Below are 18,299 nucleotides of genomic sequence, written 5' to 3' on the forward strand. Positions count from 1 at the left end.
TTGCTGTTCGCTTCCTGATAATTCACCATCGCCTTGGATTGCGATTCCAGAGCTTGTCCCTGTGCACGAACGAGAGCAGCGCCGTTGTCATAATAACCACCACCATTATAAGGCCCGTAGTAACCACCACCGTATCCCCAACGGCCACCATAATAGACCGAAGGGCTGAGGCCTCCCCCGAAATTATAGACGGTTTGTCGAGGGAAAAAGGGGCCAGCAGCCTGCGCCATATACCCTGCAGAAAACAGGGGGATCAAACAGAATCCGGAGAGGGTTATTTTGCGTATCACGGTTCTCATCTCTCACCTCTGTGCATAAATTGACAATAAACCATCCACGACGTGAATTTTTCGATTCGTGTCGGCAAGGCTTATGTGTTTTCCTGATGAATCTGAGCAGAATAACTTGATTTTTGAACTCAGATCATGATATCTATTACATTATAGTTTAATGTTCTCCTTTCAATTTCGCCAGTCTTTCTTGAGAAGGTAACGTGAATTCTTTACCTTTCAGAAAATATGGCATTCGCAACGATGATTAGCAGGAACTATGCTCATGCGTCAGCTACTAACAGCAGGACTCTTTTTAGGGATTTGTCTATTCACTTCCGATTTTGTCTCTGCACAAGCTCCTGTCATCGATTCACTGATTATTGAGTTAGACAGTGAAAATGAAGACAAGCAGGCATTGGCTGCACATCAACTGGGAAAACTTGGCCCGGTATCCAAAGCAGCAGTCCCCGCGCTGATTCGCGTGGTGAAAGACGGTTCGGTCTCTTCCCGCAGCGAAGCGATCATTGCACTGGGAAAAATTGGTCCGGCTGCCGCCCCGGCTGTTCCTGAACTGACAAAAATCCTGCGAAGTTATTCTGTCATTCTGAAGTTCAATGCACTGCAAGCCTTAAGGCTCATAGGTCCCGCTTCGAAGCCCGCAGCAAAACAGATCGCACCATTATTAGAAAGCAATAATTCCTATATCAAAGTTGCTGCCGCCTGGGCGCTCTGGTCTGTCGATCCGGAAAATAAAGAAAATCTGGATCCGGTAATCAAGGCATTACTCAGCAGCCTTGACGTCTCCATTAATGAAGTCAGTTCCGATGCGGCCGTCGCACTTTCCGAAATCGGTGAACCAGCAGTCAAACCTTTACTCGATGCTTTAAAGAAAGAGCACTCCGAAAATCATCATTCCGGATGTGAAAAAATCTGCGATGTGATCGCCCAGATGGGTGCTCAAGGCGCAGCAGCCATTCCCACGTTACTGGAATTATTGAACTCGGAAGATCAGAACCTCGTCTGGCGCGCGGCTCATGCCTTGGGAGCGATCAATGCCAAGCCAGAGGAAGTGGTCCCCGCCTTAACGAAATTGCTGACCAGTTCCTCTCCCGTCGTACGTGCGCAGGCTGCCCTGGCGATTGGAGATTTTGGAGCAGCAGGAAAATCGGCAGTCACAGAATTAACCAAACTGCTTTCCGACACGGAATTGAACGTCCAGCTCGATGCGGCAGCCGCACTGGGAGAAATTGGACCGAATGCTTCAGCCGCTGTTCCACAACTGGCAGCAGCCATGCAGGCGGGACCCACTTCGTTAACACTCACCAGCGCATCCGCCCTGGCATCCATCGGCGAGGCGTCTGTTCCTGCATTAAATGAAATGTTAGTCAAAGATTCGCGTCTGAAACTGCTGGCGATTCATGTTCTGGGCGAAATCGGCGCTTCCTCAAAAACAGCCATTCCGGAATTATTGAAACTCACAAAATCGGACGATGCTGAGATTCGTGAGACGGCAATTGTCAGCCTCGGAGAAATGGGCCCTGCAGCAATCTCAGCAGAGCCTGAACTGCTGAATCTTCTGGAAACTGGTACCGGCAAAACCAGAAATACCGCCGTATATGCCCTCTCAAAAATCGGCAGCAAAAAAGCACTGCCGCTGATTAAAAAATATGCTGAAACCTCAACCGAAGATGAACGATTTCGTCTGGTCTGTGCCTGGGCGATGTTGAGAGCCAATCCGACCGATCCTGCCATCGTTAAGACGGCATTACCGGGACTGATCAAAGTTCTTGCTGAGGAAAACCCCCTGCTCCGCAGAGAAGCAGCGAATGCCATTTCACTCGCAGGACCGCTGGCAAAATCAGCAACTCCAAATCTCACCCAGGCACTCCAAGTTGAACAGAATCAGGGGGTCGTTTTTGAACTGATCACCGCTTTGGCAGAAATCGGACCACCGGCTGCTTCTGCCATTCCGCTGATCACCCCCTACGTGAGTTCCGACAATCCCCTGTTGCGCGTGGTTGCCACTTATGCATTGGCCCGGTTTGGAAAAGCAGCCGCAGCCACCGTTCCGATTCTGGAACAAGAGCTTAAGAAAAACAGTGCCGACGAAAATGCCATCACACTCTGGGCGTTAACCAAAATTGATCCAAGCCCTGAAAGAGCCAAAGCAGCAGCCCCCGCGATGACAGAACTTGTGACAGCACATCCCAATCCTGATGCTCGCCTCGAAGCCGCCATCAGTCTGGGAGAATTTGGCATCAACACTCCGGAAATTAAAAAGGCTCTGGAAACCGCTACCAAAGACAAAGATCCAGGGGTCAAAAAAGCAGCCGAAGCAGCCCTCAAAAAGCTGGGCAGCTGATTCAAGCCTGTTGTTTTTTCACAACCCGAATCAGATTCATGTTGATTAAAAACCACATCCAAAAGAGAAGGTCCACTGCCTGATCTTTCGGGTGTGTTCTTAAATCGTGGTCAAGCGCTGTCGTAACTGGAATATTCCCAACGGTTTTTCGTTGCAGACCGTTTCGACACCGATTTCCGGTTCGAGATTCAGGTCTGTCCTGCGGTCTCACGGGTCAGTGGCACGATTGTTGCGTTTCTCATATCAAAGTGTATTTCATGAAAGTTTGAACTCTTCCCGTCTTTGCCACAACCGGAGCCACCATGATCACAGTTGCCGAAATCAACGACATTGATCGCATTGACAATGTCCGGCTCGCATGGCGTTCTCTCCTGGGCAAAACCAAAGGTGTCACGTTCGCTCATTCTCCGGAATGGCTGGAACATTACTGGACGCACTTCGGCGAAGGGCTCAAGTTACGAGTCCTGTTAATCACGCTGGGAAACAAAATCATCGGCATTGTGCCGCTGGTCGTGAAACCCGTCTCCACAAAAATGGGAACGATGCGCGTTTTGACTTATCCCCTGGATAGCTGGGGTGCTTTCTACGGCCAGATCGGTTCCAACCCCGCTGCCACAATGGTCACAGCCATGCGGCATCTTAAAAATTCCAAACGCGATTGGGATCTGATCGACTTTCGGTATGTTGATCAGGCAGGCCATGATCACGGACGCACTGCGAATGCGTTTAAATCGGTCGGATTTCAGGGAAGTCAGGCCCTCTGGCAAGCGCTGCCGCTGGTGAATACTCTGGATACAAGCTGGTATGCCTATCTCGACAGTCGCTCACCCGAAACACAACAGCTCATTGAAACTGCCGAAAGGATCACAGCAGCGACCGGGCGTCTCGCCTTTTATCGATCGCGACTGGAAGACCCTTTGACCCCCGGATGGAATCCGCGCTGGGATCTCTGGACAGAATTTGAACAGATGAATTTCACCCTCGGCAACCAGACCACGCTCGCCGGCGGCCACGATTCACAAAGTAGAAAGCTGGCCTTCCTGCGGGATATTCATGGCCCTGCAGTCCGTTCAGGCATGGCGCGGATCGATGCGCTGTTTATCAATCATTCTCTGGCCGCTTGTGCCTATGGATTGCAGCACGCCGCAGGAACAGACTACCTGGCGATAGGCCATCGGAGTAATGTTCCCCAGGAAACCGTAACGGCGTTAATTACCCGTATGATTCAACAGTCAATTCACGACGGAGAGTCGCATCTGAACCTCTCCTTACTCGGTACTCAATTAGCAGACATGTGGCAGAACGAAATGCAAAACAGTTTCCGCTGCTCGCATTTCCCCATTATGGCGCCCCGCTCGCAGGTATTACGCATCAATCGCTGGATTCAACAGCCATCACTGAAAAACAATGCTTCCGAAAAAACCATCACCAGCAAACCGGTTTTGAAATTGTCGCGGACCACAGACCACGATTCGAATATTGAAATTATTGATGAAGCACCGCAAGAATGGTCCGATGAGACAGGTTCACGTCCCGGCGGAGAGCGTCCGAAATTTCGAATCGTCGGTTAGCGCGATTCCGGTGCGTTTTTCTGAATCGAATCAATCAACGTTGTGGGCAAACTTAATTACCATCAGCGTTCGGTCATCCCCATCATTTCCGCCTTCCAGATGTTTCTGCAATTTGGTCCAGATTCCCTGCATCACTTCTTCAGCAGTATCTTCGGTGTGATTCGCGAGGACTTTCATGATTCCATCCGAGCGAAACATTTTTCGTTCACTGCTCATGGCCTCGCTGATGCCATCGCTGAAACCCACAACCATATCATTCGTGCAAATGGGGATCACGGAATAGTCGTAATCGTTCTTTTCCGCAACTCCCAGTAACATCCCGTGGGAAATCAAACTGGTGATTTTTCCTTTATGCACCCAGAATGGAGCAGGATGCCCTGCGTTTGTGTAGGTAAAAGTGCGATTCTGCGTATCGATCACACCATAAACCATACTCATAAACTGATGCGGCAGCGACGTGTGATATAAGGAAGTATTAATCCGGCCGATAACAAATCGCGTGTCTTTGGCCTGTTCAATCGGTCCTTCTGTCAGCGTACGTAACGCTCCCCTGACCGACGCCATGACCACCGCAGCGGGAATGCTGTCGCCCGATGCATCACCCAGTGCAAAACAGGTGATATGTGGTGCCAGCGTGACGAATTCGCATAAATCACCCCCGACTTCATGATGGCTGATTGTCTGGACGGCAGCCTGAAAGGCACGATCGTGAGAGGAATCATGGGCAAGCTCAGCCGGAAACGATTCGGAGATCACCTTGAGTTCTTTTTTCAGGCGAATCTGATTCTGGCTTTCCTTAATTAATACGGCTCTCTCCAGAATGGTACTCACCTGGGCGCCAATTGATTTCAATACGTGGATATCCCGGTCTTTCAGGTGACGGGCACGTCGGTCAAATGCCCAGAGCGTTCCAAACGGCCCGGAATCGGATTGCACCGAGACACAGATTCCCGTCAAACAACCTTCCGGAAGCCAGCGGGACAGGTGCGGGGACTCCTGCCGATTGATCATCACCCCTTCTTCGGAAAATGCTTCCAGATCGGGAGGAGATTCTGATAACTTTCTGCGATGAAAGGGGATCTCGAACGGTGACAGCGAATACTGAACCCTGAGGGATAACTGATTCGATTCGGAATTCAGCAAAAAGAAGCCGGCAGAGCGGAGTCCGGTCAGTTGCAAAGCCGCCTCCAGCAATTTTTGCAAGGCGTCCTGCAAGCCTTCCTGCCTGGTAACCGAGAGCCCGACATCCATCAGCGTGGTGACTTCTTTACTTTTCACTTCCAGCGACGAACTCATGGTTTCGATGCGGGAAATCAGTCCCCCCACCAGTTCCGCAAACTTAATGGCGGTTACAAATAAATGATCGTTAGCCGATTCTTCAGGAAGAGTCAGATAGAGGTAACCCAGACATCGTTTGCCATCTGAAATCGATTCATACCAGCAGTATTTCTCACTCTGACACAGCTCTGCTTCCAGCGATTTTCGTTCTCCCGGTTTGGCAGGCGTAAATCGCATCGGCCATCCAGTGATTTCCGTAAACTGATCACAGGTGCTGTGAATCCATTCCAGAGGTTTGGTGAGAGTCTGTTCCATTTCACCTGATCCAAGAGACGCCAATACAGAAAATGCGAAATCGCGAGCGGATTGCCCTGTTTTCTTCTATCGACAGTGCAGGACTGGCAAAATACCCCCGAGCCTGATTGTGACGGTTGGAACGGTTATACCCCGGAATATCCTCACTGAGCCTCGATTTTCGCAGCTTCGTGTTAACTTAGAAGCACAAATCGAACATCACAGATCCCTAGCGGTAACGTTCGATCACTGCACAGCCACAGGCGTCGCTCCAGACATTGACGGAAGTGCGACACATATCGAGCACCCGGTCCACCGCAATGATGACGCCCTGCGCCTCAAGAGGCAGGCCGACCGCCTGTAAAACAATCGCCATCATCACCAGACCCGCATGCGGAATACCGGCAGCACCGATGCTGGCCAGCAAAGCCGTAATCGCAACCAGCAATTGATCCGACAGCGGCATGACCACACCTGTGTAAGCCTGCGCAATAAACAGCACGGCGACCGCTTCATATAAAGCGGTGCCATCCATATTCACCGTCGCCCCCAACGGCAGCACAAACGAACTGACCTCGTTGGAAATCTTCGCATTTTCTTCCACACAGCTCATTGTTAACGGAAGCGTACCATTCGAAGAAGCGGTCGAGAAAGCAGTCATCAACGCCGGGCTCATCGCGCGTGCAAACTCAAGTGGTGAACGATGTGCCACAAATTTCAGGAGGCAAGGTAATATCACCACCGCATGGATCAATAAAGCCAGGAAAACCGCCACCATGTACCAGGCCAGAGTCTTAAAAATTTCGAGTCCCTGTGACGAAACGGCATACACCATAAATGCCAGCACTCCAATCGGAGCCAGGCTGATAATAAACATCGTCATCCGCATCATGACTTCAAAGCCGGCCTGAAAAATATCGGTCAGCACTTTGGCATGTTTACCGCCGACGAGAATAATGAATATTCCGGTCAGCATGCTAAACGAAATAATCGACAGGAACTCCCCTTCCCCTAACGAATGGATGATGTTTGTAGGAATGAGACGATCGATCATATCCAGAAAGATGGACCCCACAGATTCCCTGCCTGAAGAGAGACTGCCGCTGCCTCCCGGCAGAACCGCGCCAATTCCGGGGCGGATCAGGTTCACGACAAAAATCCCCGTAAAAATGGCAAGCAGACTCGTCGAAAGATAATACAGAATCGTGCGGGAAAACAGTGCCCCGAATCGAGTCGCATTTCCCAGACTTGCAATGCCTGTGATTAAGGAAGTCACGATCAGGGGAATGGTAATCATTTTCAACAGCCGCAAAAACAAATCGCCAACCCATTTGGAAATCGCCATCACCTTTTGCGAAATGCCAGTGCCATATGTCTGATAGTCGGCTGCCCACTGCGGATATTTTTTAGCGAGTTCCTCACCACTGGCCGCAGTATATGAGGAAACGATGATCTTCCGATCCACGCTCCGCTGGTAGTTGAGTTCAACCTGTTTTGCAGTATCAACAATGTGGAGCGACCGCCGGGTCACTTCTACGGTCACCGGTTGTGCGAGATCTCCTTCGCCGAAAACACTCTTCAGTTCGGGATAACGCGCCAGCAATTCAGCACGGTCCTTGAACGGGAATGTTTTCGGATCCTGCTCCACAGGCTCTTCGATCACCTGATAGCCTGATTCAGATCGGCTGATGGTTAACGAAAGGTTCTCAAGAACAATTTCGCCAGGATTAAAAAGAAAACCGAGAATGGTCCCTGCAATCAAAGCAATGAGAATTTGATAATGTAGTGGAAGGTTCCTCATGAAACACCCGCTTCCCGATTCTCTTTATAAATGTACCTGAATGAGATCGCGCGATTTACGCGGTTTCACATCAACTGCGGGCGCTTTCACATTGAAACGGAAGCCAGGCACCATTTTCATGACTGCTGGCAACCGATTGCTGGATAAAGAACATTCCCTCTACACCATCATACACGTTGGGATATATCGTGTTCTTCGGTTCGAAAGGCAGCCCGGTAATTCGATTGATCATCGCATCAAAGGCACTACGATAAATATTCGCGAATGCTTCGAAGAATGCCTCGGGGTGGCCGGCAGGCAAACGACAAGCGGCAGCCCCTGATTCATTCATGAACGGGGCATTCGGATCGCGCGTATAAACGGCATGCGGCTGACCGTTGCGGCGGATGATCATCTGATTCGGTTCTTCCTGCCGCCAGGCCAGCGCCCCTTTTGTTCCATCAATCTCAATAAACAGATCATTTTCACGACCGTGTGAAATCTGGCTGGCCGTGACCGTTCCTAAAGCACCATTTTGAAATCGAATGACGGCGTGACCATAATCATCAAGCTGACGTCCCGGTGCAAAGATCTTCAAATTGCAGGAAATTTCCGCCGGAAGCAGCCCCGTCATATAACGGCCCAGGTTGTAGGCATGTGTGGCAATATCACCAAACGCACCCGCTGCGCCCGATTTGGCAGGATCGGTCCGCCAGGCAGCCTGTTTCTGATCTTCCTCTTCCAGACGGGATCGCAACCAGCCTTGAATGTAATTGGAGCGCACGGCCTGAATCTCACCCAGTTCGCCATTCAGAATCATTTCCCGCGCCATGCGCACGAGGGGATAACCGGTGTAATTATGGCTGACGGCGAACACAACACCTGATTTTTCAACCAGTGACTTCAATTCTTCCGCCTGCGCGAGATCGAACGTCATCGGCTTATCGCAGATCACGTTGAAGCCTGCTTCCACAGCCGTTTTGGCGATCGAAAAGTGAGTAAAGTTGGGGGTCGCAATGCTGATAAAATCAATCCGCTGGTCTTCGGGCAGTGCTGACTCCTTTTCGACCAGCTCTTCAATGGAACCGTAGGCGCGGTCCGGCTTGATATCATAGGCGGGCGCTGATGCTTTCGCCTTTTCCGGATTCGAAGACAGGGCGCCTGCCACCAGCTCTGCACGATTATCCAGACAGGCGGCAATGGAATGCACCCGACCGATAAACGAACCCTGTCCTCCCCCCACAAGAGCCATCCGCAATTTACGATTGAGTTGACCGTTCATTGTTTCCATTGTTGAATTCCTTCCCCTTGATGATTCATTCTATACCCGTACGAACAGTCGAGTTAGAGTTGAGCAGCGCGATGTTGAATCTGACCAGTCCTGAGGGCAGTTACGTACAAAGCAGCATACTTTTGCTCGATCGGAATTACAACCAATGTGAATTCCAGAGCGAAATCCCGGCAAAAAACAATCATTTTCCAGCCCGGAAACAACCTTTTTTTCCTTTAGAATCAAGTCTGGCAGCATTCGAAGTTTTTGTGTACAATAATACTGTCGGTCTCTGTTCAGACCGAATCGAGCACACACCGTGTTTGAACTTCAACTTCTTGACTGCTATCAAATCGTAGGCTGTGCTCAAGCACACGCTCTACCTGGTTACAAAGAACACTCGGAGGCATTTGTGGTGAAAAATCTAAATGGGAAACGTTCATTCTTGTGGCTGGCTGTCGGCGTAATCTGCGGCATGTGCATGTCCTATTTCTGGCCGCATGAACCTGCATTCGCAGTCGCAACAGACCGCGACGGCGATCGGTTTGCAATTACAACCGTGCCGACTCGAAGTGGGAATGCGGAAGGAGTTTTCGTACTCGACTTCCTGACTGGGCGTCTGCAGGGCGCTGTTTTGAACTCGCGTACGGGCAAATTTACCCATGCCTATTTTCGGAATCTGGCAGCCGACTTTAGCGTCGATCCTACTGCGAAACCACATTACGTCATCGTTTCGGGTGATGTCAATTTACCCGCGCAAGGACGTGCCCAGTTTGCAGACGGCGGATTATATGTCGCAGAAATGTCGTCAGGCATGGTAATCTGCTACGCCTTCTCCTTCGTGTTTAATACCACACCGGGGGCTCCACAACAGTTGCTGCCCATGGATAAATTCCAGTTTCGACAGGCACAGTAATCGAGAGTGGAACAAACCTGAAGTTTCATAATGAATCAAACGGGAGTCAGTAATGGCTCCCGTTTTTTATTGATGCCGGGGACAGGAAGCAAACGACGAGCTTACTCGCGTTCACAAATCAAAGCGCGGGCTTTTCCCTGCAGGCGGGCGATAATTAAAACTCCCGCTGCATCCCCTTTCAAAGACAATTTGCGACGCAGGCTTTCAATCGCAACGGGAATCCGCCGACATTTGATTTCCAGTTGCCCGAAAGACGCAGTCCGAAAATACTTTCGGATCTCGCGTTCATTGTTCGACAACTCTGCCAGAATTTTGAAGCGTCGGAAAAAGGGAGATTCGACAGGTTCGGTCGATGTCAGATATTCTTCTTCCGGATCGAGTCGGCTCAGCAAAAGCGGGGCTGCCGCCACATCCAGCAAACCGGAACGCACAACCGAAGGATCGGGATCGTAAATATAAGCCCCCGGTTCTGTAATACTCACAAACGCATCGAGCGGATGGCCAGCGACACTCTCGACTTCGCCCGTTTTCGAAATGGCAGTCGCCCGATATTCCTGCTGACCTGCCAGATCGCCAAACCAGATGGTGGCTTCTTTACATTCGCCATTCAGACTGATCAGTTCCACTTCGGTTCCGGGAAACTTGCCTGCAAAATTACTGGCCGGACTGAGTTTGATGGCCCCGCCCTGGAACTCCTGAATCAGCGTCAGTAACGTTTCCAGACCCGGCAGATAATCTTCGATCCGAATGACTTTTCCGCCCGAATGAGGCCGCCGATCGGGATCAATGTGCAAACGCCCCTCACGGTCCTGAATTTCTTCAAGGGGAGAATTCAATACACTGACATTTTCAGAAAGGCCAACCACTTCACTGTTCCATAACGCGAACTGGCACAGCACCGGGTCCAGATCTACGCCGATGACGGTCGCCTGTTTTGCCAGTGCAATCAGGTCGCCTCCCATGCCACAGCAAAAATCGTAAACCGTTCCGGAAAAGCGGGCTGCTTTATGGCGTGATACCAGTTCCGGCGTTGACTGTTCCAGGCTTTTGCGGTCGAACCACATCTGGTCGGCCTGGGAAAATTTCGCCCGACCGCGTGTCCGTAATTCCGCCAGGGTCAACGCAGCACGCACCAGATCGTCCGGATACTTTTTCCTTAACTGATTCTGCAGATGGAATTCCGAGCCGGAATGCTGCTGAATTAATGCAAAGATCTCAGGAGACTGATACAGCTGCTGAAAGCAATCAAGTTCGGAAAGTGACTCGCTGGACATGGAATTTGTTAACGACTTTCTGTCGCTGGCATAGGTTGATTCAAGTGGGAAACAGCTTGCGAAAGCCTTCCGCATATCTCATTCAGGCGCGTCTCATTCAAATCGAATTCCACAAAACGGACGGTATCGTGCACCACCGCCAGACCGACTGAAGCTGGCCTGCCTCCAATGAGTTGTTCCACCGCCAGTGTATAAACTCCCAACTGAAATTCATACTCTTCAATCAGTTGTTCTTCCGTCATTTGCGCAAGGCGTGACCCGGTTTTATAGTCGAGCAGCACCCATCGACCTTCGCCCGTCTGAAACAGCGCATCAATCGTCCCGGTGATCGTAATCGGAGTGCTCGCTCCTGCTTTTTCACTTCCGGACCAGCGCAACAGAAAATCGAGTTCCCGGTAATGCACTTTCGCTGTTCTCAGTGTCCCGCAGAGTTCAGAATCATACCAGGCTGAAATCTGTTGCATGATCAAAGGCTGCAGCTTCTGCTGAACCAGTGTCGGCTGTTCGAAAAGAACCGACTCCATAATCTGAGTGGCCCGTTCGCGACGATCCGGTTCCAGTCGTTCAATGACGGCATGCGTTAATGTCCCCAGTTGTGTCGCTTCCTCCGCTGTGAGCGACGCATCAGTAACCAACTCTCCCTGCCAGCGGGGAGACGATGTTTGCAGATCCGCGTCAATCACTTCCAGCAGCGAGACACTCACATGCGTGCGCGCACCACGTTGAGGCAAGAGTTGCCCGTATGCGTTCGGAAAGTCTGCCGGAGCCGCCTGTTCCAATGCGGGAATAAACTGACTCGGTTTTAATTCCTTTTGTTTTTTCTCCGCTTTAAATGTGAATGACGGCTGCTCATGATGCACGCGGATCTCCGGAATTTGGGCGGCGGGAATCGACGCCAGTGAGAGCCGGCCCAGATACGGATCGATGGCGGGAGTTCCGGTGGTCAGATCAAAGTGCCGCGCGAGAAGTTTCATCCAAGGCGACTGATATCTGCGGTCGTAAGGTAAACCGGCCGAAAGGATCAGATAATCGGCGGCACGCGTGACGGCCACATATAACAGGCGAACCGTCTCCTCTTCATCGGCCCTTTGCTCCAGCGCACGATGCATCTTAAACGCATAATTCTCCGGCACGGTTCCCCGCTCCGCAGGCAGACCCAGTAAGGCCCCCCATTCAGGATGCAGAAACGGATCACTCCCCGCGCCCGGAGATTTGCGGTCCAGATCCGCGACAATCACAATCGGAAATTCGAGCCCTTTGGACTGATGAATCGTCATCAGGCGAATCACATCACTGGTTTCCGGAAGCGTCGCCGCCAGCTCTTCTTTGCTTTCTTCCAGAATCGAATCTCTGATCCGCTGCACAAAATCTTTCAGCGTAAACAGACCCGACGATTCAAAATTACGAGCCAGCTCAATCAACTTCCGCAGGTTCGCTATTTTTCGATCTCCCAGAAACTCATTCAACAGAGCCGCATCATAACCGGTTCTTTCTAACGCCAGATTCAGCAACTCGGCCAGCGACAGCCGGTCTTTTTTCGATCGCAACTCGGCCAGCACACTCTGCGCATAATTCACCTGGCGTTTCTGCTGCGGTGGTAACTCATCCGGGGGTGTCACCTGCATTGCTGCAGATAGACTCTCTGCGTTGCGGACCAGTGAATAAATCGTGTCATCCGAGAGGCTGAAAAAAGGCGAACGCAATACGCCCAGCAGACTCAACTCGTCATCGGGATTATCCAGATACTGGCAGAGATTACTCAGATCGTAAATTTCCTGCTGCGCGTAAAAAGCACGTCCGCCAACCAGATAATAATCCAGGTCAAGTTTCTGCAATGCTTTTTCATAGATGCTGACACTCGACAGGGAGCGAAACAGAATGCAGATATCTCCCGGTTCGACTCGCTTTAATTCCCGTTCGCCCGTTTTGGAATTTTTGGCCCAGATTCGCGGCGTTTCGTCTTCGAGTAACTGGCGGATACGGGCGGCAATCCAGTCGGCTTCCGTCTCCCGAACCGCATCCGCGCCTTTCACATCCGGATCATCCGGCGCTGCAAACAGAAATTCAATACCGGCTCCGGGCGAGTGCTGTTCCAGATCAAACGGCGATAACGGTTCGTAATACTGTTCCATCGCCGAAGCAAACAGACAGTTCGTAAAATTCAGAATCGACGGCTGACTCCGAAAATTGGTACTCAGAGGCAACCGCCCCGCTTCGGGAATCTCCAGACGCAGTTGATGAAAGACTTCCGGATCAGCGCGGCGGAAACGGTAAATCGACTGTTTCGCATCGCCTACCAGAAAAAGTTTGCCCGTCAGTAATTCTTTGCCGCACAGCGAACGCACAATCTCACTCTGTACCGGGTCCGTATCCTGAAATTCATCGACCATCAAAAACTGAATCCCGGCGGCGGCCCGCTGTTTCGCGTACAGATCACGGCGAAACAGATCGCGCGTCTGCAACAGCAGGTCATCGAAATCCAGTAAGCCTTTCTCGGCTTTGCTCTGCTGGTAACGTTTCGCGACAAATTCAGTGGCTCTTAATACGACCAGACTATATTCAGCAGCCAATAGAAATTGAGAGACATCCGGCGAAAGATTTTCGTATATTTTTCCCAGTGCCGTCCGCAGATCGGTAAACCCGTCTTTGATCTGTTCATAAACGTCGACATTATCCCAATCCTTTTTCGTGCCCGCCCCCTGCACCTTTGCATGAGCGATCAACGTTTCCAGCAGCTCGCCGCGCAACTTCTCTGAACCGCTGGTCAATTCCGGAAGTCGCGATGTGAGCACCTGAAAGCGCTCTCGCATTTTCGCATTCGTCGGAGATTGCTCGCTCATCAGTTTGATCAGGAATTGTGTGCTGTCCGCATTTGCAATTTCCGCCAACTGTAAGGGGATGAAGGTTTTCTCCCAATACTCCCGATACCGGGCCGCCAGTTTTTCCACGGTCATGTCAGCGAACTGATCAAATTCAATTCGAAACTGCTGCGGAACCAGCGCGATCAGCAATTCGTATGTTTTTTCCAAACCGTACCGATACACCATCTGGATGCCGTCTGCGTTTTCCTGTTTCAGTAGATCGTGAACGGCCTCGCGCACCACTTTTCGCAAAAACGTATCACTGGTCCCCTGCTCCAGTAATCCAAAATGAGGATCGAGCCGGGCACTCACCGCGTGACTGCGGAGGATCGAGGTGCAAAACGAGTGAATAGTACTGATCCGCGCCGAGTCAAGTCCACGAATCACCGTCTGCCAGTGACCGACTTCTTCCACGGGACAGTTGCGCAACTGTGAGAGACAGGTTTCGCGGATTCGATCCCGCATTTCGCGGGCCGCCCGTTCCGTGAATGTAATCGCCACGATATGACTGAGTCGGTCCGGCGGCGTGCCCGGCTCAATCAGTTTCAAAAATCGCTGTGTCAGAACAAAGGTTTTTCCACACCCCGCGCCGGCAGACAGCGCAATGGAAACCTCACGCCGATTGATAGCGGCAGCCTGCTGGTCAGTGTATGTCGTCTTACTCGGCATAATAAATCGTTACTTTGATCCGGAAGTTTCCTCGGAAGATTCCTGCTCTGTTTGTGAATACTGCAGCAAGTCGACATACTTGCCCAGGGAATTTTGATAGCTTTCCACCTGAGCGAAGCGGCAGACAGATTGAAACGCCGGATCGAGATGAGCAATGTTCTTGTCCATTTGCACCGGAAAGATTCCATTACGAATCAACTCCGCCAGATGCGGCACCAGACCTTCCATTGTGGTTTCCAGCAACTCCAGATCTTCACCCGAAATCGGTTCCACCAGTTGTTTACGGGAACGCAATGGCATCACAAAACCGGTCTCCTGAACCTTCCAGTAGCCCAGATGAAACGGTTCTGTATCGGCATCAATCATCTCCAGCCTCCGGGCTGCAATCAGATACAGGGCAAGTTGAATTTTTTTCCCCGCACGAATTTCCGTTGCGGAAGGGAGCGCCCGACCCGTTTTGTAATCGATGATGTTAAAATATTTCTGGCCGTTCACCGTGCCCAGATCAATGCGGTCAATCTGACCTCGAACGCGTGTTTCCCGCTCCCCGCTCCCCAATGTGAGATGCCGATAATGTGCCTGCGTGGGATCAGGTTCTGTCGGCACTCTGCCAAACGGAACTTCTCTGCCCACGATTGACGGCGGACTGTCCCAGAGTTCGTCAAACAGTTTCCCATATGTTTCGGATTGTTCCGCAAACAGACCCGCCCAGTCTTCCAAAATCTGTGTTTCAATCGTCAGCAGCACCTGCTGCAGCTTCGTCTCCGCAAAAATATCGGACACGCGCTGCTCCAGCAGTTCCAGAAACAGGGATTCAATCTGATCGGCCGCGTAAAATCGCTCACTCTCCCCCTGTTTGATGAGGAGTTCATATAACTTCGTCAGAATACTGTGAACGTGAATTCCACGTTGCAGATGATTCGTCCGCAACTCCGGCGGTTCAGGCACCTCGATTCCCAATACACTCTGCGTAAAAAACTGATAAGGGCAGGACAGATACAATTCCAGTTGCGTCGTACTGAATTCGTACTCGCGCGGAAACCGTTCTCGAATGGCCTGCCTGTTTTGAGGCGATACCATGATCCCTTCGAACTCGGTGAAGCCTTCGCGCTCGAAACGAGCGACCGCCATTTCCGCAGCTGCCAGGATATTCAGAGCCGTCCCCCGCAACGCCGGTTCATTCAGGAGCTTGAGAAACAGACCTGGCTGATGCCGTTTCAACTGATCGGTCGCCAGCACCCGCAAGTCGCGATTTGACAATGTCTGCTCTTGACGCGGAAGCGGATTCAACTCTCCCACATGTTGAATCGAGAGAGCCCCGGGTTCAAACAGATCAATCAGTGCGGTCAGATACGGGCTGGGAAACAGAGGCTGCCCCGTAGAACTGATCGCCGGATAACTCAGAATCAACTGCTGCGAAAACCGGGTCATCACTTCGTAAAACAGCAGCATTTCCTCCTGCTGCTGATTGGCGTGCAGTTTGAGCGAGAGACCGTTCTGATTCAATTCCCCCCGGTCTTTCTCGCTGTATAAACAGTCTTCACGATGACTCCGCGGAAAACTGGCCTCGCTTAAACCACCGATCAGCAAATAGGGAACGCTTAAATTCCTCAACTGTGAAGCATCCAGAACGCAAACCCGTCCCGCTTCCTCCGGCTGTAAGGAGAGTGTCTGCTGTTCGAGCAGATCCAGCATCAGACTGCGAAACGCAATCAAATCCAGCGGCGCCGCTTCCCGCTGATGAAACTGCTCAATCTGATCAACCTGCGAGACCGCATGAAACAGCAGTTGCTGAAAACGATCCCACACAAGCTGATCTCGCTTGTAAAGCGGATCATGTTCCGTGTCAGCGCCATTCCAGACCTTCTGCAGGCCGAAATCATTCGCCAGTGAAATCAGAATTTCGATCCAGGTGACGAAGAGTTCTTTGCCTCTCAATCGCTGTGTGGCATCGGCAAGCCGTTTAGCGAGCTGATATGCGGCTTCCGTTTCCTGCCGTTGTTGTTCCCACTTCAATTGATCCGGATATCGGACGCTGCGTTCGGTCGCTTTCAGGCTGGCCTTTTCCAGCGCATTCAGGATATCGGTTTTTCCGGAATCAATTTTGAGTTGACGCAATATCCGTGACAGGCTTCGAACGGCTGCCCCCCCGCGGTATTCCGGCCAATCGGGCGAAAAATAATTCGAATCCAGAATCGACATCATGCTGTCGAAGGACCAGTTTTCGATTTCAATCTGCAAAAACGCAAAGATGGCACGGACCACAGGAAATTTCGAAAACGCCTGTTCCAGACCGAGGAAGTAAGGAATCCCGGCAGCCGTGAAGGTTTCATCGATGAGACTCCCGTATTCCAGCGTGGAACGGAAGGCGACCGTAATTTCTTCCGGCAAGACTCCCCGCAGTAAAAGCTGTTTGACTTCGACGGCAATCACTTCCAGTTCATTACGCTGTCCGGCGACTGCCAGAACCTTGATCTGATCGGCCGAGGCCAGCGGCTTGATCTCGCGCGGGTTATCAAACAAAGACTGACTGATCTGCCACCGCGAAGAGTGCGTCTCATTCCGTTCGAAGCGAATGGTTTTGATCGTACCGGGCAGACGAGTTTCCAGAATGTTTTTTGCGACGACGGATTTGGCAAACAAGTCATTCCGCCGTAACTCATTTTCCAGAGGGAGCGAGATCAGCAGTTTGTCGGTCCGCCGGGCCAGTGATTCCAGAATTTCATACTGCGTATGAGTAAAGTCAGCAAAGCCATCCAGCACGATCAGATGAAATCGACCGAAGGGCCCCCACAGCCCCTCCTGCAAAGCAGTCCGCGCAGACCAGAAACGTCCTTCCGAGTCATAACGCCGCATCTCATGCAAGGCGATCTGATAACGCTCGTATATTAACGCCAGCTCCCGATCCTTCTGATGCGAGTCGGAATTCAGACGTTCCCACGCCACTGAAAACTGTTCGGGCCAGATCTCTTCCCGTTTCAGTTCTGATATGAAGCTGGAAACCAGATCCAGAAAACCGGAGGTGCCCGCGATGGAACTGAAATGCTGAATTTTTTCCGTAGCGATCAGATCGTCCACAATACTGCGCAGCAGATACCGTTTGGAAATCTCCGGTAAAGTCTGAATCGGTTCATCCAGAGCCTTTAAAATCGCCTCGGCGAACGCTTCAAAAGTATAAACATGCGGGGCAAAGCAAACTGGCATCTGTTCAGACGATAATTGATCCAGAACCTGCCGCCGAGAGCGGGTCGTGGGCGAGAGCCAGAGTGTCGTTCCGGGAGTATGCCGGGCAAGTCCTGTCTGCAGAGCCTCCCGATACTGGTCCAGCAAATGCTCCGTTTTCCCGGAACCTGCTGTACCTGTCAAGATTTGAATATCCGGCTGCATGGTTTCTCAAGCCCGGTTAAGACGATATGAAAATGTATTCTGAATGCAATGTATCCGTCTGATCGCCAGAATTCAATTTCAGGGGTATTTCCGGGATTAACCCGTTTTCATCATTTTGGTGACAGAGCAAATCTTGCCACTGGTTTCCTGATCGCCTACACTAATAGAATAGGAAATGAAGTTCTTCACCGTTTTGATACCCGACAAAACACATTTCGACCATTTGAAAATTTTAATTGTGCCTGCCTTGAGTTGTGTTCTGTATTTCTCATAAGGAATCGTCCATGCAAAAATTCCGCTTGATCAGCTCGTACTTACTGCTATCCCTGATGATTTCCTTACTGTTTTCTCCCTTCGTGTACGCT

General features: G+C 51.2%; 9 protein-coding genes and 1 pseudogene. 3 read left to right on the forward strand and 7 right to left on the reverse strand.

What is annotated here, in order from left to right; all coding sequences use genetic code 11:
* Positions 1-290 (reverse strand): annotated as a pseudogene (locus tag Q0294_RS04065) (hypothetical protein); the annotation flags it as partial.
* Between the two features lie 265 nt (positions 291-555).
* Between Q0294_RS04065 and Q0294_RS04070 the strand changes: the two are divergent.
* Together Q0294_RS04070 and Q0294_RS04075 are read left to right on the forward strand one after the other, a co-directional pair.
* Positions 556-2,634 (forward strand): HEAT repeat domain-containing protein, encoded by a 2,079-nt coding sequence (locus Q0294_RS04070; protein ID WP_299461189.1) that lies wholly within the window; start codon positions 556-558, stop codon positions 2,632-2,634.
* Between the two features lie 302 nt (positions 2,635-2,936).
* The gene (locus Q0294_RS04075; protein ID WP_299461190.1) at positions 2,937-4,205 is read left to right on the forward strand and encodes a hypothetical protein; all 1,269 of its coding nucleotides are present in this window, start codon (positions 2,937-2,939) and stop codon (positions 4,203-4,205) included.
* A 30-nt stretch (positions 4,206-4,235) separates the two neighbouring features.
* On the opposite strand, the gene Q0294_RS04080 is transcribed toward Q0294_RS04075, so the two are convergent.
* From Q0294_RS04080 to Q0294_RS04090, 3 genes are all read right to left on the reverse strand, one after another.
* Complete coding sequence (locus Q0294_RS04080; protein ID WP_299461192.1) at positions 4,236-5,798, reverse strand: GAF domain-containing SpoIIE family protein phosphatase; 1,563 nt, start codon at positions 5,796-5,798, stop codon at positions 4,236-4,238.
* 208 nt (positions 5,799-6,006) lie between these two features.
* The gene (locus Q0294_RS04085) at positions 6,007-7,578 is read right to left on the reverse strand and encodes a dicarboxylate/amino acid:cation symporter (RefSeq protein WP_299461194.1); all 1,572 of its coding nucleotides are present in this window, start codon (positions 7,576-7,578) and stop codon (positions 6,007-6,009) included.
* A 70-nt stretch (positions 7,579-7,648) separates the two neighbouring features.
* Positions 7,649-8,848: a Gfo/Idh/MocA family oxidoreductase gene (locus tag Q0294_RS04090; RefSeq protein WP_299461196.1), complete on the reverse strand. Its 1,200-nt coding sequence runs from the start codon at positions 8,846-8,848 to the stop codon at positions 7,649-7,651.
* A gap of 394 nt (positions 8,849-9,242) precedes the next feature.
* On the opposite strand from Q0294_RS04090, the gene Q0294_RS04095 reads away from it, so the two are divergent.
* The gene (locus Q0294_RS04095) at positions 9,243-9,743 is read left to right on the forward strand and encodes a hypothetical protein (RefSeq protein ID WP_299461198.1); all 501 of its coding nucleotides are present in this window, start codon (positions 9,243-9,245) and stop codon (positions 9,741-9,743) included.
* A gap of 101 nt (positions 9,744-9,844) precedes the next feature.
* Here Q0294_RS04095 and Q0294_RS04100 read toward each other — a convergent pair whose 3' ends face one another.
* The 3 genes from Q0294_RS04100 to Q0294_RS04110 are packed head-to-tail and all read right to left on the reverse strand — an operon-like array spanning position 9,845 to position 17,913.
* The gene (locus Q0294_RS04100; RefSeq protein ID WP_299461200.1) at positions 9,845-11,017 is read right to left on the reverse strand and encodes a class I SAM-dependent methyltransferase; all 1,173 of its coding nucleotides are present in this window, start codon (positions 11,015-11,017) and stop codon (positions 9,845-9,847) included.
* Between the two features lie 8 nt (positions 11,018-11,025).
* A complete protein-coding gene (locus Q0294_RS04105; RefSeq protein WP_299461202.1) occupies positions 11,026-14,547 on the reverse strand; it encodes an exodeoxyribonuclease V subunit beta in 3,522 nt (1,173 codons plus the stop codon).
* Positions 14,548-14,556: 9 nt separating this feature from the next.
* Positions 14,557-17,913, reverse strand: coding sequence for a PD-(D/E)XK nuclease family protein (locus Q0294_RS04110; RefSeq protein WP_299461204.1), 3,357 nt, complete (start codon positions 17,911-17,913; stop codon positions 14,557-14,559).
* Positions 17,914-18,299 lie beyond the last annotated feature (386 nt).

It is taken from the genome of uncultured Gimesia sp. (assembly GCF_937919775.1).
Taxonomy (GTDB): Bacteria; Planctomycetota; Planctomycetia; order Planctomycetales; family Planctomycetaceae; genus Gimesia.